17 protein-coding genes and 1 pseudogene are annotated in these 19,940 nt (G+C 60.5%); 14 read left to right on the top strand and 4 right to left on the bottom strand.

Features of this window, described 5'->3' with window-relative positions; translation table 11 throughout:
- Window positions 1–413, top strand: a 413-nt coding sequence (locus AAC035_RS06110) for a class I adenylate-forming enzyme family protein (RefSeq protein ID WP_339801305.1), incomplete at its 5' end; no start/stop codon positions are given.
- Between the two features lie 362 nt (window positions 414–775).
- Window positions 776–1,759: a quinone oxidoreductase gene (locus tag AAC035_RS06105; RefSeq protein WP_339801303.1), complete on the top strand. Its 984-nt coding sequence runs from the start codon at window positions 776–778 to the stop codon at window positions 1,757–1,759.
- A 5-nt stretch (window positions 1,760–1,764) separates the two neighbouring features.
- On the opposite strand, the gene AAC035_RS06100 is transcribed toward AAC035_RS06105, so the two are convergent.
- On the bottom strand, window positions 1,765–2,829 hold the full coding sequence (locus AAC035_RS06100) for a BtrH N-terminal domain-containing protein (RefSeq protein ID WP_339801302.1): 1,065 nt from the start codon (window positions 2,827–2,829) through the stop codon (window positions 1,765–1,767).
- Window positions 2,826–4,400 (bottom strand): AMP-binding protein, encoded by a 1,575-nt coding sequence (locus AAC035_RS06095; RefSeq protein WP_339801299.1) that lies wholly within the window; start codon window positions 4,398–4,400, stop codon window positions 2,826–2,828. Before AAC035_RS06095 ends, AAC035_RS06100 begins: the two co-directional genes overlap by 4 nt.
- 293 nt (window positions 4,401–4,693) lie before the next feature.
- Between AAC035_RS06095 and AAC035_RS06090 the strand changes: the two genes are divergently transcribed.
- Complete coding sequence (locus AAC035_RS06090) at window positions 4,694–5,431, top strand: SDR family oxidoreductase (RefSeq protein WP_339801298.1); 738 nt, start codon at window positions 4,694–4,696, stop codon at window positions 5,429–5,431.
- Window positions 5,432–5,802: 371 nt separating this feature from the next.
- Here the strand turns inward: AAC035_RS06090 and AAC035_RS06085 are convergent, their stop codons facing one another.
- Together AAC035_RS06085 and AAC035_RS06080 are read right to left on the bottom strand one after the other, a co-directional pair.
- Window positions 5,803–6,582: an SDR family NAD(P)-dependent oxidoreductase gene (locus tag AAC035_RS06085; protein WP_339801295.1), complete on the bottom strand. Its 780-nt coding sequence runs from the start codon at window positions 6,580–6,582 to the stop codon at window positions 5,803–5,805.
- A 3-nt stretch (window positions 6,583–6,585) separates the two neighbouring features.
- A complete protein-coding gene (locus tag AAC035_RS06080; RefSeq protein ID WP_339801292.1) occupies window positions 6,586–7,875 on the bottom strand; it encodes an acyl-CoA dehydrogenase family protein in 1,290 nt (429 codons plus the stop codon).
- Between the two features lie 332 nt (window positions 7,876–8,207).
- Between AAC035_RS06080 and AAC035_RS06075 the strand changes: the two genes are divergently transcribed.
- From AAC035_RS06075 to AAC035_RS06025, 11 genes and pseudogenes are all read left to right on the top strand, one after another.
- On the top strand, window positions 8,208–9,713 hold the full coding sequence (locus tag AAC035_RS06075) for a CoA-acylating methylmalonate-semialdehyde dehydrogenase (protein ID WP_339801289.1): 1,506 nt from the start codon (window positions 8,208–8,210) through the stop codon (window positions 9,711–9,713).
- Between the two features lie 14 nt (window positions 9,714–9,727).
- Window positions 9,728–10,501, top strand: a complete 774-nt coding sequence (locus AAC035_RS06070) for an enoyl-CoA hydratase (RefSeq protein ID WP_339801287.1) — start codon at window positions 9,728–9,730, stop codon at window positions 10,499–10,501.
- Window positions 10,502–10,671: 170 nt separating this feature from the next.
- Window positions 10,672–11,565 (top strand): 3-hydroxyisobutyrate dehydrogenase, encoded by an 894-nt coding sequence (mmsB, locus tag AAC035_RS06065; RefSeq protein WP_339801284.1) that lies wholly within the window; start codon window positions 10,672–10,674, stop codon window positions 11,563–11,565.
- Window positions 11,566–11,578: 13 nt separating this feature from the next.
- Complete coding sequence (locus AAC035_RS06060; protein WP_339801281.1) at window positions 11,579–12,646, top strand: enoyl-CoA hydratase/isomerase family protein; 1,068 nt, start codon at window positions 11,579–11,581, stop codon at window positions 12,644–12,646.
- A 24-nt stretch (window positions 12,647–12,670) separates the two neighbouring features.
- Window positions 12,671–13,819: an acyl-CoA dehydrogenase family protein gene (locus AAC035_RS06055; RefSeq protein WP_339801279.1), complete on the top strand. Its 1,149-nt coding sequence runs from the start codon at window positions 12,671–12,673 to the stop codon at window positions 13,817–13,819.
- Window positions 13,820–14,129: 310 nt separating this feature from the next.
- Window positions 14,130–14,921 (top strand): enoyl-CoA hydratase-related protein, encoded by a 792-nt coding sequence (locus AAC035_RS06050; protein ID WP_339801275.1) that lies wholly within the window; start codon window positions 14,130–14,132, stop codon window positions 14,919–14,921.
- Between the two features lie 185 nt (window positions 14,922–15,106).
- On the top strand, window positions 15,107–15,994 hold the full coding sequence (locus tag AAC035_RS06045) for an SDR family oxidoreductase (protein WP_339801272.1): 888 nt from the start codon (window positions 15,107–15,109) through the stop codon (window positions 15,992–15,994).
- Between the two features lie 90 nt (window positions 15,995–16,084).
- Window positions 16,085–16,848 (top strand): annotated as a pseudogene (locus AAC035_RS06040) (enoyl-CoA hydratase-related protein); the annotation flags it as partial.
- A gap of 86 nt (window positions 16,849–16,934) precedes the next feature.
- Complete coding sequence (locus tag AAC035_RS06035; protein WP_339801270.1) at window positions 16,935–17,918, top strand: aldo/keto reductase; 984 nt, start codon at window positions 16,935–16,937, stop codon at window positions 17,916–17,918.
- Between the two features lie 95 nt (window positions 17,919–18,013).
- Entirely contained in the window at window positions 18,014–18,919 is a 906-nt protein-coding gene (locus AAC035_RS06030; protein ID WP_339801267.1) for a LysR family transcriptional regulator, read from the top strand.
- Between the two features lie 245 nt (window positions 18,920–19,164).
- Window positions 19,165–19,940, top strand: a 776-nt coding sequence (locus AAC035_RS06025; protein WP_339801264.1) for an extracellular solute-binding protein, incomplete at its 3' end; no start/stop codon positions are given.

Here is a 19,940-nt window from a genome sequence, read left to right as displayed (position 1 = left end):
AGCGACCGGACCTGACTGAAAAATCGTTCACCGACGACGGTTTCTTCCGCACCGGTGATCTGTTCATCATCCGCGAGCCGGACTTTGTGGGTTTCTACGACCGCAAGAAGGACATGGTGATCCGCGGGGGCTTCAATATCTCCAGCGTGGAAGTGGAAAACGCCGTGCAAGGCTTCCCGAAAGTGCTGGATGTGGCGGTGATTCCGGAGGCGGACGAGATTCTTGGCGAGCGAGTGTGCGTCTGCGTGGTGCCCCGCGATGAAAACGACGAGCCGACACTGGAGGAAATCAACGACTACCTCAAGAGTATCGGAATGAGCGTCTACAAGTTGCCGGAGAGGCTCAAGATCATTGATGCGATTCCGCGGAACCCGGTGGGCAAGATACTGAAGAAGGAATTGCGGGCTCTGTGATGAGCGAGGGGTGGCGTCCTTCGACGCTTCGACAGGCTCAGAGCTCAGGACGAACGGAAAGGGGTGTAATTACTCCGTTCACCCTGATCCTGAGCTTGACGAAGGATCGAAGGGTGGGATCACCGGGATTGAAGGGTGGGATCACATAGTTGGGAGGTCACGTCCTTCGACGGGGTTCAGGACGAACGGAAATATTGAGCAGGAACTGAGGGCGGACTTTGAAGCTCCGTTCACCCTGATCCTGAGCTTGACGAAGGATCGAAGGGTGGGATCACGTAGTTGGGAGGTCACGTCCTTCGACGTGGCTCAGGACGAACGGAAAGTAGTTCGAATACTGATCATCAACACATTGAGATATCCAGATGAAAACAGCCAGATCCGTAGAAATCCAGTCCTTCGGGGAACCGGAAGTCATGCATGTGGTTGAAAGGCCACTGCCAGCTCCGGGCCCCGGCGAGGTGCAGCTGGCCCAGACTGCCATCGGCATCAACTTCCTGGAAGTATCGCAACGCCAGGGCGGAGGTTATCCCTTGCCGCTGCCCACCGGACTGGGCTTCGAAGCGGCAGGTCGGGTAGAGGCTGTAGGGGAGGGCGTAACCGATTTTCAGGAAGGCGACCGGGTGGCCTACATTGCCGCTGGCGTGGGCGCCTACGCAGATCGCCGCAATGTGGCGGCGGACAAGCTGGTCCGGCTGCCGGACTCGATCAGCGATGAAACCGCTGCCGCCATGATGTTCAAGGGACTCACCGCCCAGTACCTGGTGCGCAAGACCCATGCGGTGAAAGCCGGTGACCTGTTGCTGGTCCATGCCGCCACCGGCGGCGTCGGCCAGATCCTGACCCGGTGGGCCACTGCATTGGGCGCAACCGTGATCGGCGCCACCACGTCGCCCGAGAAAATACCTGTGGCAGAAGCCGCCGGTTGCAAGGCGGTGATCGACATCAGTCAGCCAGACTGGCCCGAGGCTTTCCTCGCCGCCAGTGGTGGCCGCAAGGCGGATGTGGTTTACGATTCGGTAGGCAAGGACACCCTGCTCAAATCTCTGCAATGTGCTGCCCAGTTCGGGCTGGTGGTGGTTTACGGCGCCGCCTCAGGTCCGGCTCCGGCCATTGAGCCGATGCTGCTGAACCGCAGTGGTGGCCTGTTTCTGACCCAGCCTTCCCTGTTCCTGCACAACGCCAGTACTGACCTTTTCCGGGACAACGCAGCGGACTTGTTCGATGCCATCGACAAGGGTCATGTGACCGTGGATATAGCAGCCCGATACCCACTGGCAGATATCGCCGAAGCGCATCGGGCGTTTGAGTCGCGGAAGCTGGCCGGGGCGGTGGTAGTCACGCCGTAACGGCTTCAGGGCTGGCGCTGACCAGCCCGCTCAAGAGCCTCCTGCATCAGCCGCTCCAGTTCCGGCAAGCGATGTGCCGCCTTGCTGATGGCTTCAATATCCATGGGCTCCGAGCGGGCGATGTCACCCAGAGCGCTCCAGGCGTCGGCGCTGTTCTGGCAGGTGGTGGCGGCTTCGGCGAAGGCCGGGTCGCCGGTGACCGTGGCCACATCGTGGCAGAAACTGGCCTGCAGGCGGCGGAACATGCCGCCGCCGGTGCCGGCTTTTTCTACGAAGACGGGGATGGTTTTGACCGCGACGCCCAGCTCTTCCGGATCGAGCCGGTAGGGCCAGGTAATGATGTCGTCAGCAAAGGTTTGCACGCCCGCCACACCACTGGCGACCAGACTGCCGGCGGGCAGGGTGGAAACGTCAAACAGCAGTGCATCTTCACCGGCCAATACCTTTGCCGCTGAAGCCGCAGCATCCCGGGCGCAGGTGAGCAGATCCGGCAGCTGGTCCGGGAAACGCATCGGGTAGGTGGCGAAGCGGTTGGGGCCGGGGAAACCATTGGAACCGTGGGCCTTGCGGAAGGCCTCCATGGGGATTTCCTGAAATTCCTCACGATCGTTGTCCACGATCAGCACGGTGTTCTGGTCGTCGTCGTAACCGATAATCACCACGTCGTGGCGGGTGTTGGACAGACGCACCCTTAAATATGGCAGCTCGGCAATGTCGCACCAGACCATCACGGGCCGGCCGGCATCAATCTCGCCCTTTACCAGTGCCCAGGCTTCCACCGGGTCATCGGTCTGCTGACGGCGGGATTCAATGTTCAGCCGGCGGCAGAAATCCAGTTCCATATCCGCGTTCCGACCCACCAGATACATGGGCGGCGTCAGCCCCGGGTAGCGGGTGTACATAAAGGACAGGCCGCCGCCGAGTCCGAACACCAGGCCTTCACCGGGCAGACCATCGCCGGGCAGTCCATCCCAGCCCAGCCCGGCCCAGTGCAGCAGGTCCCGCAGAGCGCCGGATCCACAGTGGCCACCCAGTTGGTGAGGATAAGGCTCGATAATCACCCGGCTCATGAACGTTCACTCCACTGCTGACGAAGAACTTTCTTGTCCAGCTTACCGTAGGCGGTCACCGGCAGGCTGTCCACCAGGTGAATGGCCTTGGGTACCTTGTATTTGGACAGGCTGGCCTTGCAGTGAAGGATCAGCGCCGCCGTATCCGGCGCATTGCCGGGCTCAGGCACCACAAAGGCCGTCACCGCCTCGCCCCAGTCCGGATCTGGCAGGCCTACTACCGCCACCTGGCCGACGCCTTCGCAGGGCTGGAGTACGTTCTCGATTTCCGAGGTGTACACATTCATGCCGCCACTGATGATCATGTCGTTCTTGCGATCCAGCAGATACAGATAGCCGTCCGCATCCACCCGGCCGATATCGCCGGTATGAACCCAGCCGTTAACCAGAGTGCTGGCCGTCTTTTCAGGCAACTGGTGGTAGCCCAGCATGTTGTAGGGGGTCAGTGCCGTGACCTCACCGCTTTCCCCCACCGGGACCTCCTCGCCCTGATCATTCACGATCCTGACCCGGGACATGGTGGCGGGCTGGCCACAGCTGAGCAGACGCTCCGGAAAGTCGGGGTTGTGATCTTCCCGGCGCAACCGGGTTATGAAGTTGGGCGCCTCGGACTGGCCATACAGCTGCATGAACACCTGGCCGAAGGTGGCCAGCCCCTGCTGCAGCCGGTCAACGGTAATGGGCGCCGCGCCGTAGATCATGGAGCGCAAGGCACTGAGGTCCGGTGCCGGGCCATCATGGGCCTCCAGCCAGTCCAGCAGGCGATAGATCATGGTGGGTACCATGAAGGTCACCGTCACCCGGTCCTGACTGATGCGCCGGATCACCGTGGCCGGATCGAAGCCCGGTTCAATGAAATGATTCGCACCCTTGAGCAGGCCGGTTGCCAACAGCAGGCCTGCGGCATGGGGTAGCGGCGAGGTAAGCAACAGCCGCTCGTCGTCCTGAAGACACATTTCGGTGAGATGGGAGAGCAGATTCAGATAGAAATTCTGCTGGCTGTGCAACACCCCTTTGGGCTTGCCGGTGGTGCCGCCGGTATAGCCGATGAAGGCCAGGTGATGGGGCTGGACATCCACCTCGGTGTACTCGGGACGAGCGGAGCTGAGGAAGGCCTGCCAGGGAGTCATGCCTTCGGGGCGCTCCAGGGCTTCGCCCACCACGATTACCGTGTGTAATTGCGGCAGCTGGTCCCGCTTGCTGGCCAGCAACGGCACCCGGCGGGCATCCACGATGGCCACCTGCGCGCCTGCGTTCTCCAGAATATAAAGCACCTCGTCGTCACTGAGCATGTCGTTCAGGGGCACCTTGGTGGCGCCGGCCTGAATGATGCCCTGATCCGCCACTGCAAATTCCAGACAGTTGGCCATGGCAATGGCGACCGGCGTATCAGGTCTGACGCCTGCGTCAATCAGCCCGTTACCGGCACGGATAGCCTGTTGCAGAAGGTCCCGGTAAGTGAGTTCGGCGCCATGCATGGTAAGGGCACAGCGGTCGCCAAAACGGGCAAGGGCGCCGGTGTAGAGGGCTTTCAGGGTGAGCAGGCTGCTGGGTGTGGATGACGGCATCATGGTGACGGCAGGGTCCTGTTATTTTTGGTGATTTTCACCTTAACTGGCAGCGCTTTGCGGAGCATCGTCTGAATCGACGATGCTGGGTGGCCTGGCACTGGTTAGTGTTTGGGAGTGCTGCTGATTTTGGGGGCCGGGCGAGCCGATGGGTCTCTCCAAAATACGCTGTAAATACTTCCCTGTACGCTCGGGCTCCGCCATCCATGGCTACGCACGATTTTGGAGAGACCCATCGGCCCACCCGGTCGGACTTTGGTGCAAGACGCCAAAAAACAACGCATTTTGGAGAGACAATGAACGATCTGGATTTTACCGGTAAAACGGTTCTGGTAGTCGGCGGTTCCAGCGGCATCGGCAATGGTATTGCCCAGGCCTTTCAGGCCCGGGGTGCAGAGGTTCATGTCTGGGGGACCCGGGCGTCAGTGGAAGATTATGACCCGGAGGAAGGTTCAGACCTGACCGGGCTGCACTATTCGCAAGTGGATGTGGGGAATATGGACGCCATCGAGGCTCACCAGCCCGGCTTTGAAAGGCTGGACGTGCTGATCCAGTGTCAGGGCGTGGTGGTCTACAAGCGCGGTGAATTCGAGCGGAAAGGCTGGGATCACGTTATTAACGTGAACCTGAACAGCCTGCGCACCTGCGCCATGAAATTCCATGACATGCTGGCAGCCAGCCAGGGTTCCATGATCATCGTCAGCTCCACCGCCGCCTTCCACTCCACCAAAGGCAACCCCGCCTACAACGCCTCCAAAGCCGGCGCCGTGGCACTGGTTCGCACCCTCGGAGAAGCCTGGGCGCCGGAAGGTATTGCAGTGAACGGCATAGCGCCAGGGTTTGTGGCGACGAAGATGACCAAAGTCACCACCGATAACCCCAAGCGGCGGCAAATGGCGGAAAGCGCCATCCCCGTGGGCCGTATGGGTCTGCCTTCAGAAATGGCCGGTCCGGCACTGTTTCTGGCGTCTCCGCTGGCGTCATATATGCGGGGTCAGACATTGATTGTGGATGGTGGGCTTACGTTGTCCTGAAGGATGCACGGCCCTTCGTCCATGAGAGCTCAGGGTGCGCGGGCGCTCCTATATCCCGCTCACCCTGAGCCTGTCGAAGGGTGTTGCCCCCGGGACTAGTTCGCTGGAGCGAGTCGAGTTTCGGTAGTTGCGTCCTTCGACTGTTCGACAGGCTCACAGTCAGGACGAGCGGAGGGCGGTGGTTGTGTCCTTCGAAATGTTCACGGTCAGGGCGAACGAAAAGAGAATTTAATACCTAAGTCAGATCGGACGTGAGGTGGGGTGTTTTTTCTGTCGGAAAAAGGTGTCTGAGCGAAGCGAGTTCTTTTTCCAGAAGAAAAAATACACCGCCTCGCGGCCAGCCACCATGATTCCAAAAACTAATCTTTCGCTTATGCATTACGCGCCATCAATCCCCCATCCACTGGTATCACCGCACCCGTCAGGTAAGAGGACGCCGGCAGGCACAGGCTGACGGTTATCTGGGCCACTTCCTCCGGGGACCCATAGCGGCGCAGGGCCGTGCGTCGTCTGGCGAAGATCTGCTTGTGTTCCGGTTCCACAAACGCCGTCATGGCGGTGTCGATGGGGCCGGGGCAGATGCAGTTCACGGTGATGCCCTCGGGTCCCAGCTCCACGGCGAGGGCCCGGGTGAGGCCGGTGACGCCGGCTTTGGCGGCAGCGTAGGGACTGTTCTGGGCGGTGGCGCCGAGAGCTTCGGTGGACGCGATGTTCACAATACGGGGGTGGGCGGATTGTCGCAGAAACGGCAGGGCCGCCCGCACCAATTGTTGCTGGGCGGTGAGCAGTACTGCCAGACAGCTACTCCAGACAGCGTCGTACTGGTCGTCATCGATGGCCGAAAAGCCGGATATGCCGGCATTGTTGATCAGGATATCCAGGCCACCAAAGGCTTTGGCGACCTCGGCGGTGACCTGGCGAATGGCGGCGGGGTCGCTCACATCCAGATGCCAGGCCTGGGCCTGGTGGCCTGCGGCTGTCAGTTCATCGGCAACAGCCCGGGCGCCGTCGGCATCGTAATCGGTGACCGCAACCTGCGCGCCTTCGCTGGCAAAGACGGCGGCGGTTGCCCGCCCCATACCGCTGGCAGCGCCGGTAACCAGGACCCGGCTACCTTTCAGTGAGCGGCTTAGCTGTGTGATGGCAGTCATGGCTCAGGCCTCCGGGTCCCGGGGATTATCTTCGAGCCCGAATTTCTCCCGGGCCCGGCGTACCTGTTCTGATTTCAGATAATCCGGGAACATGCCTGCGGCCGGCTGCACATCCTTCAGGACTTCCCGTGCCACGGTAACCTTGTGGACTTCGGTGGGTCCGTCTGCCAGCGCCACATGGTAGGAATTGATGATCCATTCGGCAAAGGGCATGTCGTGGGAGATACCCAGGGAGCCGTGAATCTGCAAGGCCCGGGCGGAGATGTCGTGGAGCAGTTTGGGCATCACCGTTTTGACGGCGGCGATGTTCTTGCGGATCGACCGGCTGTCTTTGGTCTGATCCATCAGCCAGGCGGTTTCCAGTACCAGCAGGCGGAACTGGCGCAGCTCCACCCAGGAATCCGCAATTTTTTCCTGCACCATCTGTTTCTTGGCCAGTTGCTCACCCTTGGTGAAGCGTGACACCGCCCGCTCGCACATCATATCGAAAGCCCGGGTGGCCTGGGCCAGGGTGCGCATGGCGTGATGCATGCGGCCGCCGCCGAGACGAACCTGAGCCACCACGAAGGCATCGCCCTGTTCCCCCAGCATGCTGTCCAGCGGTACCCGGGCATTGGTCCAGCGCAGGTGGGCGTGGGTTTCGTCCGGCTCGCCGTAGAAGCCGTAATTGCGCACGATCTCGATGCCCGGGGTGTTGGCGGGAACGATGAACATGGACATCCGACGATAGGGCGCGGCATCCGGATCGGTGACGGCCATGACGATGAAGAAGCTGGCAAAGCGGGCGTTGGAGGCGAACCATTTCTCGCCATTGATGACCCAGCTGTCGCCGTCCCGTTCTGCCCGGGCTTCCAGTACCAGTGGATCGGCGCCGCCCTGGGGTTCGGTCATGGTGAAGCAGGACACGATGTCGTTGGCCAGCAGGGGCTCAAGGTAGTTCTTTTTCTGTTCCGGGGTGCCGTAATGGGCGAGGATTTCGGCGTTGCCGGTGTCCGGGGCCTGGCAGCCGAATACGATGGGGCCGAAACGGGAGCGGCCGAACTTCTCGTTCATCAGGGCCAGCTTGAGCTGGCCGTAGCCTTTGCCGCCCAGCTCTGGTCCGAGATGACAGGCCCACAGGCCTCGTTCCTGCACTTGCTTCTGCAGGGGGCGGACCAGCTTTACGAAGTCCGGGTCGTGAATATTCCACTGGCTGCCCAGGATATGGTCCAGGGGTTCGATTTGCTCACGGACAAACTGATCGATCCAGTCCAGTTGTTGCTGGAATTCCGGGTCTGTTTCAAAGTTCCACATGGTGTTGCCCTCACGAAAATCACTCGGTCTACCAAATGCTTCGGATGCCACAGTCTGGCTTCGGAGCATGTCAGGCAAGAGGGAGGGCCTTACCAAAATACGCTGTAAATACATCCCTGTACGCTCGGGCTCCGCCATCCATGGCTCCGCACGATTTTGGCATGGCCTGTCCGACTGCCTCGGCGTAGCTTAGTAATTGACCTTCCTGTGCAAAAATGCAGAACAACTCTGCGCCTCACTCAATTGTAACCGCTAAAAACGCACTGCTACTATCAGGGAAGCGCAAAATTGCCTCATTAACGACAGGCCGGATGCCAAAAAGGGAAACAACAATGACTGATAACCGTGTGCCTACCGTCAAGCTGCTGATCAACGGCGAGTTTGTTGAATCGAAAACCAACGAATGGCGAGATATCATTAATCCCGCCACCCAGGAAGTTCTGGCCCGGGTGCCCTTTGCCACCGCCGACGAAGTCAATGCAGCCGTCGCCTCCGCCCAGGATGCCTTCAAAACCTGGCGCAAAACCCCCATCGGCGTCCGCGCCCGGATCTTCCTCAAGTACCAGCAGCTGATCCGCGAAAACATGCAGGAGCTGGCGGCCCTGCTGACTGCGGAACAGGGCAAGACCCTGGCGGATGCGGAAGGGGATGTGTTCCGTGGTCTGGAAGTGGTGGAACACGCCTCCGCCATTGGCAACCTGCAGATGGGCGAACTGGCCAACAACGTGGCCAACGATGTGGACACTTACACTCTGCTGCAACCCCTGGGTGTCTGCGCCGGCATCACGCCCTTCAACTTCCCGGCGATGATTCCACTGTGGATGTTCCCCATGGCCATCGCCACCGGTAACACCTTTGTGCTCAAGCCTTCCGAGCAGGACCCCATGGTCACCATGCGCCTGGTAGAGCTGGCGCTGGAAGCCGGTATTCCCAAGGGCGTGCTGAACGTGGTCCACGGCGGCCCGGATGTGGTGAACGGCATCTGTGATCACCCGGACATCAAGGCGGTCTCTTTTGTGGGTTCCACGCCGGTTGGCACCCACGTTTACAACCGCGCCTCCCAGGCCGGCAAGCGGGTGCAGTGCATGATGGGCGCCAAGAACCATGGTGTGGTCATGCCGGACGCCAACAAGGAACAGACCCTGAACAATCTGGTGGGTGCCTGTTTCGGTGCAGCGGGGCAACGCTGCATGGCGCTGTCGGTGGTGGTATTGGTGGGTGAGGCCCGTAACTGGCTGCCGGAACTGGCCCGTCGTGCCCAGCTGCTGAAAGTCAGTGCCGGCGTTGAGCCAGGTACCGATGTGGGACCCCTGATCAACCGTCGGGCCCTGGAACGGGTCAATGGTCTGATTCAGCAAGGGGTTGATGAGGGCGCCGAACTGGTCCTCGATGGTCGTAACCCCCAGGTGGACGGCTATGAAAACGGCAACTTCGTGGGGCCAACCCTGTTTGCCGGGGTTACCACGGACATGGCCATCTACAAGGAAGAGATTTTCGGCCCGGTGCTGTGTGTGATGCAGGCAGACAACCTGGATGAGGCCATCGACATCGTCAACGCCAACCCCCACGGCAACGGCACCGCGATTTTCACCCGCTCCGGCGGCGCGGCCCATCGTTTCCAGGAACTGATCGATGTGGGTCAGGTGGGCGTCAACGTGCCTATTCCGGTGCCGGTACCGCTGTTCTCCTTCAGTGGCTCCCGTGGTTCCAAACTGGGTGATCTTGGCCCTTACGGCAAGCAGGTTATCCAGTTCTACACCCAGACCAAGACGGTGACCTCCCGCTGGTTTGATGAAGACGAAGTCGGGTCCGTCAACACCACCATCACCCTGAAATAAGCGGAGGCTGAACCATGGCGTATGAAACACTGTTAACCGAGAAAAAAGGCCGGGTCGGGATCATTACCCTGAACCGCCCCAAGGCGCTCAATGCTCTCAACAGCCAGCTGATTCAGGAGCTGAACCTGGCCCTGGATGCGTTCGAGCAGGATGCGGATGTGGGCTGCATGGTGCTGACCGGCTCCGATAAAGCTTTCGCCGCCGGTGCGGACATCAAGGAGATGTCGTCACTGGAATACCCCCAGACCTACATGGAGGATTTCTTTGCACCGGCGGATCGCATCGCCACCCGCCGCAAGCCTCTGATTGCTGCGGTAGCCGGTTATGCCCTCGGCGGTGGCTGTGAGCTGGCGCTGATGTGCGACTTTATCTACGCCGGCGACAACGCCAGCTTCGGTCAGCCGGAAATCAACCTGGGTGTATTGCCGGGCATTGGTGGCACCCAGCGCCTGACCCGTGCCATTGGCAAGGCCAAGGCCATGGAGATGTGCCTGACCGGCCGCATGATGGCTGCCGATGAAGCCGAGCGTGCCGGCCTGGTGGCCCGGGTGATTCCGGTGGCAGAACTGCTGGAAGAAACCCTGAAAGCGGCGGCCACCATTGCCGAGAAGTCCCTGCCCAGCGCCATGATGACCAAGGAAAGCATCAACCGGGTGTTTGAAGGTAGCCTCAGTGAAGGCGTGCGGTTCGAACGGCGGATTTTCCACGCCATCTTTGCCACCAACGATCAGAAGGAAGGCATGGGGGCATTCGTTGAGAAGCGGGCGCCCGATTTCAAACATCGCTGATGCGGCTCGCATAGGTAGAGTATCAAGTAAGCGGGTAGGCCTTGCCAAAATACGCTGTAAATACATCCATGTACGCTCGGCTCCGCCATCCATGGCTCCGAACGATTTTGGCAAGGCCTACCCGCTTACTTTCGCACGAACGAGTAGAACGATAACAAGAGGCAATCATCATGCGTATCGGATTTATCGGACTGGGCAACATGGGCGGCCCCATGGCCCGCAACCTGCTGAAGGCAGGTCACGAACTGACGGTATTCGATCTGTCAGAGACCGCAGTCGCGGCTGCGGTCAAGGCCGGTGCCAGCAAGGCGAACAGTGTCGCGGAACTGGCCAGTGGTGATCGGGAACTGATCATCACCATGCTGCCAGCGGCACAGCACGTAAAAGGCGTGTATCTGGGAGACAACGGCCTGCTGGCTTCGGTGGCAGCCGGGGTGCATCTGATCGACAGCTCTACCATTGATCCCATGTCGGCCCGTGAAGTGGCCAAGGCGGCGGCAGAACACGGCAATCCCATGCTGGATGCGCCGGTGTCCGGTGGTACCGGCGGCGCCGAGGCCGGTACCCTGACCTTTATGGTGGGGGGCGAGCCGGACGAGTTCGAGTTTGCCCGTCCGGTTCTGGAAACCATGGGCAAGAACATCGTCCACTGCGGTCCTGCCGGTAATGGCCAGGTGGCGAAAGTGGCCAACAACATGCTGCTGGGTATCTCCATGATCGGCGCCGCCGAGGCCATGAGCCTGGGGGTCTCTCTGGGCATGGACCCGAAGGTACTGGCAGGAGTGATCAACACCTCCAGTGGCCGCTGCTGGAGCACCGACACCTACAACCCCTATCCGGGTGTGATTGATGGCGTGCCATCCAGTCGCGGCTATACCGGCGGCTTCGGCACCGACCTGATGATCAAGGATCTGGGGCTGGCCACCGAGGCTGCAAAAAGTGTCCGCCAGCCGGTGGTAATGGGCGCTCTGGCGCAACAGCTTTATCAGGGCATGAGCTTTGAGGGCCATGGCGACCTGGATTTTTCCGCCATCATCAAACGTTACAGCAGTGACCAGGAATGAACGGAGCCAATCAATGAGCGGGAAAAACGCTGAAGTGATCATTGCCGTCGAGAACGGCATCGGCGTGCTGACACTGAATCGTCCGGAGGGGCTGAACGCTCTGACGCTGGATATGGTTCATACCATTAAACAGCAGCTGGAACACTGGGCCGGGGATGATTCGGTAGCGGCGGTTGCCATTCAGGGAGCCGGTGAGAAGGCTTTCTGTGCCGGTGGCGATATCCGGGCGCTGTACGACAGCTATAAATCCGGGGGCACCCTGCACCGGGTGTTTTTCGAGGATGAGTACGCACTGGATCTGGCCATCCACAACTACTCGAAGCCGGTCGTGTCACTGATGAATGGCTTTGTTATGGGTGGCGGTATGGGCGTGGCCCAGGCCGCCAGTGTGAGGGTGGTCAGCGACCGGGCCCGCCTTGCCATGCCGGAAACCGGTATCGGCTTCTTCCCGGATGTGGGTGCCACTTACTTTCTGGGCCGGCTGCCTGGCCGGTTAGGGGAATATCTCGCCCTCACCGGTGCGCAAATGGGTGCCGGTGATGCGATCTACGCCGGGCTGGCGGACGTGTATCTGTCAGAAGCGGACTTCCAGCAAATGCCGGGCCTGCTGGCGGAGCTGGATCTGAGCAGTGTGGAAACGGTCAAGGCGGGCCTTGGCCAACGGCGCCAGGGTGCACTGGAGGCACCCGTAGCTTGCCTCTTGCCGGTTATTGCTGAGGTGTTCAGCAAAGACACAGTGCCTGAAATCAGGGATGCCCTGGTTGCGCTGGTTGAGAATGAAAGCAAGTCAGAGTCCGTCCGCAGCTGGGCCGAAAAAACTCTGTCTATCATGAGCGCCCGATCGCCCATGGGCATGGCAGTGGCTCTGGAGCTGGTTCACCGGGGACGTGAACTCTCGCTGGCTGACAGCTTTGCTCTGGAAATGCATCTGGTGCTGCAATGGTTTGATGAGGGCGATATTGTTGAGGGTATCCGGGCGCTGATCGTCGACAAGGACAAGAGCCCCCACTGGCAGCCGGCCACTCTGGACGAACTGGATCCGGCCCGGGTGAAGGCCTTTTTTGACGGGTTTTCAGTCTGATTAAAACTTTGAAGAGATCACAGTATGCAGGACATTGAATATAACGAAGACCAGCGCATGATCCGCGATATGGCCCGCCAGTTTGCCCAGAGCGAACTGGCCCCCAGGGCGGCAGAGTGGGACAGGTCCGGATACATCGACGATGCAGTGATCCGCCAGATGGGTGAACTGGGCCTGCTGGGCATGGTGGTGCCGGAAGAGTGGGGCGGCAGCTATGTGGATTTCGTGGCCTATGCTCTGGCCGTGGAAGAAGTGGCGGTGGGTTGCTGTGCCACCAGTACGCTGATGAGCGTGCACAACTCGGTAGGCTGCGGGCCGGTACTGAACTACGGCACCCAGGCTCAGAAAGAAGAGTGGCTGGCGTCCCTGGCGGGTGGCCAGACCATCGGCTGCTTCTGCCTGACCGAACCCCAGGCCGGCTCTGAAGCCCACAACCTGAAAACCCGGGCTGAACTGAAAGATGGCCAGTGGGTGCTCAACGGCACCAAGCAGTTCATTACCAACGGCAAGCGTGCCGGCCTGGCCATTGTGTTCGCGGTCACCGATCCGGATCAGGGCAAGCGCGGCCTGTCGGCCTTTCTGGTGCCCACGGACAACCCCGGTTTCAAGGTAGACCGGATGGAACACAAGCTGGGTATCCGTGGCTCCGACACCTGCGCCATCACCCTCGACAACTGCGTGATCCCGGAAGCAAACCTGCTGGGTGAGCGCGGCAAGGGCCTTTCCATCGCTCTGTCCAACCTGGAAGGCGGCCGCATTGGTATCGCCGCCCAGGCGGTGGGTGTGGCCCGGGCCGCTCTGGAAGCGGCCTTCAAGTACGCCCAGGAACGGGTACAGTTCGGGGTGCCCCTGACCGAGCACCAGAGCATCGCCAACATGCTGGCAGACATGCACACCCGCATCAACGCCGCCCGCCTGCTGGTGATGCACGCAGCGCGCCTGAAAACCGCCGGTGCACCCTGCCTGAGTGAAGCCTCCCAGGCCAAGCTGTTTGCCAGTGAAATCGCTGAGGACGTGTGCAGCAAAGCCATCCAGATTCACGGTGGGTACGGCTACCTGGAAGACTACCAGGTGGAACGCTTCTACCGGGACGCCCGCATCACCCAGATCTACGAGGGCACCAGTGAAGTACAGCGACTGGTGATCGCCCGGGAACTGAAAAACACGCTCTGATCCGGGACGCCGCGCACCCTCAGAAAGCCTCCGGGGAATCCACCGGAGGCGCTCTACAGCCCAGTCGTCGTGAGTTTCTCCCCCCCCTTCCCGTTCGTCCTGAGCTCTGAGCCTGTCGAAGAGTCGAAGGACGCCAACTCTGATAAAAAGTATTTTGTATCTGGCGGTGGCTTTGAGGCCGTGCCGGCAGGAGGTTCGTCGGTTCCGACGATGAATAAGCATGCTCACCAACTGATCATGAAATCTACAGTCACGGTCACCCTTTTGGCGTGGTGGCCCGTTTACTTCATCCGGTCAGGACAACAACAAAATGCCGAACCAGACACGTGGTTTCCGAGTCACTGAAGAAAACGGCGTAGCCCGGGTTACCCTGGCCCGCCCGGACGTCAGCCGACCCATGATTGCGGACCTGCGTCAGTACTTTGCTGACCTTTACTACCGCAAGGAAATCCGCGTGGTGGTCATCGACGCAGAAGGCCGCGCCTTCTGTGCCGGGCTGGATCTCAAGGAACAGGCCGCAACCCCCATCAGTCCCCGGGTGGGTGGCGCCCTCGACGAACAGCGGGCGGGGCGGGACATCATGGTCAACATGCGCCGTTGCCCCCAGCCCATCATCAGCATCGTGCAGGGCTCTGCCAGCGGCGGCGGCTTCGCCATCGCACTGGCCAGCGATATCCGCCTGCTGACCCCGGACGCCCGCCTCAACGCCGCCTTTATCCGCCTCGGCATCAGCGGCTGCGATGTGGGCGTGAGCTACTTCCTGCCCCGCATGGTCGGCAGCTCTGCGGCCGCCGAATACCTGCTCACCGGCCGCTTCATGAGCGCCGAACGGGCCCGGGAACTGGGCCTGACCAACAAGGTAGCCAGCCTGGAAGAACTGCAGGTGGAAGCCGATTCACTGATCGCCGACATGATGCGGGCCACCCCCCTCGCCCTGCGCCTCACCAAAGAAGCCATCGGCCTCGCCATAGACGCCCAGAGCCTGGAAGCCGTGGTCGCCCTCGAGGACCGCAACCAGATTCTCTGCATCCAGGACGCCGATTTCCCGGAAGGGGTGGCGGCGTTCCTGGAGAAGCGAGAGCCAAAGTATACCGGAGAGTAGTTCGTGAACCCCCGATGTTCAGGAATGCCGCTGGGTAGGCCTTGCCAAAATCGTGCGTAGCCATGGATGGCGGAGCCCGAGCGTACAGGGATGTATTTACAGCGTATTTTGGCAAGGCCTACCCAGTGGCATTAGCACTGAGTTGGCATGCAAAACGCTAAAAATACAAGAAGGAACCCACTACCATGCAAGCAACCGATCTGATGTACCGCGAAGGCCTGCTCAAGGGCCACCGAATTCTCGTCACCGGCGGCGGCACCGGCCTCGGCAAGGAAATGGCCGAAGCCTGCCTGATCATGGGCGCCACCGTATATATCTGCGGCCGCCGCGGCAGTGTGCTGCAAGAAACCGCCAATGAACTGATGGGTCGACACGGCGGCAAGGTCAACCCCATGCCCTGCGACATCCGCGATCCCGAAGCCATCGAAAACATGGTTGCCGGCATCTGGGCAGACGGCGGAGCCCTCACCGGCCTCATCAACAACGCCGCCGGCAACTTCGTCAGCCGCACCGAAGACCTGTCCCACCGGGCCTTTGACGCGGTGGCCAGCATCGTCTTCCGCGGCAGCTTCCTGACCACCGTGGCTTGCGGCAAGCGCTGGCTGGCGGAAGGCAAGCCGGCATCCGTCGTGTCCATCGTCACCACCTGGGTCTGGAACGGCTCCCCGTTTGTAGTGCCCTCCGCCATGTCCAAGGCCGGGGTTAATGCCATGACTCAGTCACTTGCGGTAGAGTGGGGCAATCGCGGTATTCGCCTGAACGCCATCGCGCCGGGTCTGTTCCCCACCGAAGGCATGAGCAAACGCCTTGGCCCTCTGGGTGAGCTCGATCTGGGCCAGAGCCCCATGGGCCGGCCTGGTGAATATCCGGAACTGGCCAATCTTGCGCTCTACCTGCTGGCCCCTGGCTCCGAATACGTCAACGGCCAGACCATAGCCATTGATGGTGGTCAGTATCAGGCAGACGGCGCAAACTTCTCCGCCTTGTCGGCCTGGGGCGACAAGGAGTGGCAGATGGCCCGTGAAGCGATTACTGCGGTTAATGATAAGGACAAGGCCAAGCGCTCCGTTTGAGGGGCGTGTTAAACGATTCAGTGGTGAGGATTCAGCATGGCAAGTGATAGCGTACAGATCATCCAGACGGACATTCCCGGTGTGGTGGAGGTTCGGCTGAACCGGCCGGAAAAACATAACGCCCTCAATACCGGATTGTTCAGCAGTCTTGCGGAAGCGGGTGATCGACTCAAGACAGAGCCGGGGCTGCGGGCCGTGGTGATCAGTGGCAACGGCCGCTCCTTCTGCGCCGGCCTGGATATGGGCAACTTCGCCAATATGGCGGAGGGGGGTGGCGCTGGCGCTACCGGTGACAATGGTCTGGAGAAGCGCACCCATGGCATCTCCAACCTGCCCCAGTACATTGCTATGGTGTGGCGGGAAGTGCCGGTGCCGGTCATTGCCGCGGTACAGGGTGTGGCGGTCTGCAGGTGGCGCTGGGTGCCGATATGCGGATTGCCACACCGGACTCCCAGTGGTCCGTTATGGAGATCAAGTGGGGCCTGGTGCCGGACATGGGCGGCCTGGTGCTGCTGAACGAACTGGTACGGCCAGATCAGGCCCGGGAGCTTTGCTACACCGGCCGGGTATTCGACGGTAATGAAGCACTCAGCCTTGGCCTCGCCACCCGTCTGGCAGGACAGCCCAGGGAAGAGGCACTGGCCGTGGCCCAGGCCATCGCCAGCAAAAACCCGGACGCCATCCGCGCCATGAAGCGCATGCTCAATAACGCCATTACCCCTGAGGAAACGGCTGCACGCATTCTGCTGGAAGAGTCGGTGGAGCAGGACAGGATCATCGGGTCACCGAATCAGGTGGAGGCGGTGATGGCCAACATTGAAAAGCGTGCGCCTGAGTTTAAAGATCCGGCGGCCTGAGTTTGTGTCGGGAGGGCGCCATTCAGGCCCCTCCATTGCCGCCACCTGAGCCAACCAATGTTATCTGGAAGAGGTAAAGCGCCATGAACTATCGTCGTTTGGGAACAACGGGCACGAAAGTTTCAGCACTGTGCCTGGGAACCATGACCTATGGCACCCCTGAATGGCGGGAGTGGGTATTGGATGAACAGGCCAGCCGGCCCTTCATCAAGAAGGCGCTCGACGAGGGCATCAATTTCTTCGACACCGCAGATATGTATTCCGTAGGCGACTCAGAGCGGGTGGTAGGCAAGGCCCTGCTGGATTATGCCCGTCGTGAGGAGATTGTGCTGGCCACCAAGGTCTGCATGCCCATGGGAGAAGGGCCCAATGACCGGGGCTTGTCCCGCAAGCACATCATGGATGCCATCGACGCCTCGCTGCAGCGTCTGGGCACGGATTACGTGGATCTGTACCAGATCCACCGCTGGGATTACGACACTCCGATCGAGGAAACCATGGAGGCCCTCCATGACGTGGTCAGGTCCGGCCGTGCCCGCTACATCGGCGCCTCATCCATGTTTGCCTGGCAGTTTGCCAAAGCCCAGCAGGTTGCAGAACGCCACGGGTGGACCCGGTTCGTGACCATGCAGCCCATGTACAACCTGATTTACCGGGAGGAAGAGCGGGAAATGTTTCCCCTTTGTGCGGATCAGGGCGTCGGTGTGATTCCCTGGAGCCCGCTGGCCCGGGGCGTGCTGGCGGGTAAGGAGAAACAGGGTAAGGGTGGTGCCAGTGCCCGCGCCCGCAGTGATGAAAACACCCGGAAGTGGCACCTGGGCAGCGATATCGATCAGCCCGTTATTGACGCTCTGCGCAAAGTGGCCACTGAACGTGACCTGCCCATGGCACAGATTGCCCTGGCATGGGTCGCATCAAACCCTCTGGTCTCCGCGCCCATCATCGGGGCCAGCAAGGAGCGTCACCTGGACGATGCCATCGCTGCCCTTGAGATTGAGCTCAGTGCGGACGAGAAGGCCAGCCTGGAGGCTGCCTATCAGCCCCACCGGGTGGTCGGACACGCCTGACAGGGAGCCGTCATGGAAAGCGTACCGTCAGATGCGATCATCCGGCCAAACCCGGTTGCGCGACTAAACTGTCTGCTTCAGCACGGGCCCATGACGTGAGTTTTTCTTTCCGGCAGCTGCGCTATTTCGTGGCCGTATCGGAGATCGGTTCCATCTCCGGAGCCGCCCGGGACCTGTCTGTGTCTCAGTCCACGGTCACGGAAGCGATCAAGGAGCTGGAGGCCGATCTTGGGGTGGTGCTGCTGGAGCGCCATGCCCGGGGCATGGGGCTCACCCACAAGGGCCATGCTTTCTTGCGCCATGCCAACCGGATTCTGGCCGAAGTCAGCTATGCCCGGGGGGTATTTGAGGGTCAGGTTCAGGTTTCAGGTACGCTCAATATCGGGGTGACCTCCATCGTCGCCGGCTACGCCCTGCCGGACCTGTTGGCGCGCTACCGGCGTGCTTTCGGCGCCACGGCGGTGCGGGTAGTGGAAGATGCGCCGGAATATCTGGAGCACTATCTGCTCAGCGGCGAACTGGATGTGGCCATCCTGATTCTGTCGGCCCTGTCTGAACGTGGTGCACTGAATACTGCCGTGATGGAAACCTCGTCGTTTCGTGCCTGGCTGCCCAATGGTCACCGGCTTTCCGGTTCCGCTGCTGTTTCCCGGGAGGCGCTGCTCGAAGAACGCTTTATTCTCCTCAATACCGATGAAATTCGTCTTGCCACCGCAGGCCTGTGGAAAGCTGCCAGCAATAAGCCTGGTATGGCCATGCGCACTTCCTCCGTGGAAGCCGTGCGTAGCCTGGTAGCAACCGGGGCTGGCGTCTCGGTGCTGCCAGATCTGGTCTACCGGCCATGGTCCCTGGAAGGGGACCGGATTGATGGCGTGGCGCTGTCCGAGCCTCTGCCACCGGTGGAGGTGGGGTTGGCCTGGCGCCGCGGCGCCGCAGTGAGTGAGCCGGCACGGGCCTTTATCGACCTTGCTCTGGAGCAGCCCGCGTTGCGGCACCGGTAACATCTGGCTGGGCTTGTTGCCGTATTGCCTGTCAAAGATCATCGGAATCTCCGAAAGTCCATAGTTTACCTTCCTCCAACGTCCGACATGACGATGCTCTACCCTAAGATATCGGGAAAAACGATAAACGTTTTCTGATTTTATATATGGCGATATGAGGGACTCTACCTATAATCAAAATTTACAGGTTGCACGACGTTTGAGGGGGTCGATGACGGCCAGCTTTTCCAAGCAGGAGAATAGACATGAAAAATGCTTGTACGTCCCTGGTGACAGCTGCCTTTCTGGTGGCAACAACGGCCGTAGCGGCCGATATGAAAACGTCCATTGGGCCCAGCGAGGGCCAGGTCAATATTGTGGCCTGGCCGGGCTACATTGAACGTGGTGACACCGACAAGAATTACGATTGGGTCACCGGTTTTGAGCAGGAGACCGGTTGCAAGGTGCAGGTCAAGACGGCCAATACGTCCGACGAGATGGTCGCGCTGATGAACGAAGGCGGCTTCGACCTGGTGACCGCGTCCGGCGATGCGTCCCTGCGCATTATCTTTGGTGACCGTGTCCAGCCCATCAATACTGACCTGGTGCCAAGCTGGAACACCATTGATGAGCGCCTGCAGGAGTCCCCCTGGCATACCGTGGACGGTGTCCATTACGGCGTGCCCTACCAGTGGGGCGCCAACGTGCTTATGTACAATACCGAGGCCTTCAAGGATAAGCCGCCTACCAGCTGGAGTGTGGTTTTCGAGGAAACCCAATTGCCGGATGGCACCTCCAACGTTGGTCGGGTTCAGGCCTTTGACGGTGCTATCTATATTGCCGACGCGGCTCTTTATCTGAAGCACCACGAGCCAGACCTTGGCATTGATGACCCCTATGAGCTCAATGCGGACCAGTATAAGGCAGCTCTCGAGCTGCTGCGGGAGCAGCGGAAACTGGTGGGCCGCTACTGGCACGACGCTTTTGTACAGATCGACGATTTCACCAACGAGGGTGTGATCGCTTCCTCCGCCTGGCCCTT

Origin of the sequence: uncultured Marinobacter sp. (assembly GCF_963974375.1) — a bacterium.
Taxonomy (GTDB): Bacteria; Pseudomonadota; Gammaproteobacteria; order Pseudomonadales; family Oleiphilaceae; genus Marinobacter.
The sequence above is the reverse complement of the archived record's forward strand: the minus strand, read 5'-3'. Positions and strand labels throughout refer to the sequence as shown.

Coding starts and splice junctions, on each gene's coding strand:
- AAC035_RS06105 (WP_339801303.1), top strand. CDS start 776: ATGAAAACAGCCAGATCCGTAGAAATCCAGTCCTTCGGGGAACCGGAA.
- AAC035_RS06100 (WP_339801302.1), bottom strand. CDS start 2,829: ATGAGCCGGGTGATTATCGAGCCTTATCCTCACCAACTGGGTGGCCAC.
- AAC035_RS06095 (WP_339801299.1), bottom strand. CDS start 4,400: ATGATGCCGTCATCCACACCCAGCAGCCTGCTCACCCTGAAAGCCCTC.
- AAC035_RS06090 (WP_339801298.1), top strand. CDS start 4,694: ATGAACGATCTGGATTTTACCGGTAAAACGGTTCTGGTAGTCGGCGGT.
- AAC035_RS06085 (WP_339801295.1), bottom strand. CDS start 6,582: ATGACTGCCATCACACAGCTAAGCCGCTCACTGAAAGGTAGCCGGGTC.
- AAC035_RS06080 (WP_339801292.1), bottom strand. CDS start 7,875: ATGTGGAACTTTGAAACAGACCCGGAATTCCAGCAACAACTGGACTGG.
- AAC035_RS06075 (WP_339801289.1), top strand. CDS start 8,208: ATGACTGATAACCGTGTGCCTACCGTCAAGCTGCTGATCAACGGCGAG.
- AAC035_RS06070 (WP_339801287.1), top strand. CDS start 9,728: ATGGCGTATGAAACACTGTTAACCGAGAAAAAAGGCCGGGTCGGGATC.
- mmsB (WP_339801284.1), top strand. CDS start 10,672: ATGCGTATCGGATTTATCGGACTGGGCAACATGGGCGGCCCCATGGCC.
- AAC035_RS06060 (WP_339801281.1), top strand. CDS start 11,579: ATGAGCGGGAAAAACGCTGAAGTGATCATTGCCGTCGAGAACGGCATC.
- AAC035_RS06055 (WP_339801279.1), top strand. CDS start 12,671: ATGCAGGACATTGAATATAACGAAGACCAGCGCATGATCCGCGATATG.
- AAC035_RS06050 (WP_339801275.1), top strand. CDS start 14,130: ATGCCGAACCAGACACGTGGTTTCCGAGTCACTGAAGAAAACGGCGTA.
- AAC035_RS06045 (WP_339801272.1), top strand. CDS start 15,107: ATGCAAGCAACCGATCTGATGTACCGCGAAGGCCTGCTCAAGGGCCAC.
- AAC035_RS06035 (WP_339801270.1), top strand. CDS start 16,935: ATGAACTATCGTCGTTTGGGAACAACGGGCACGAAAGTTTCAGCACTG.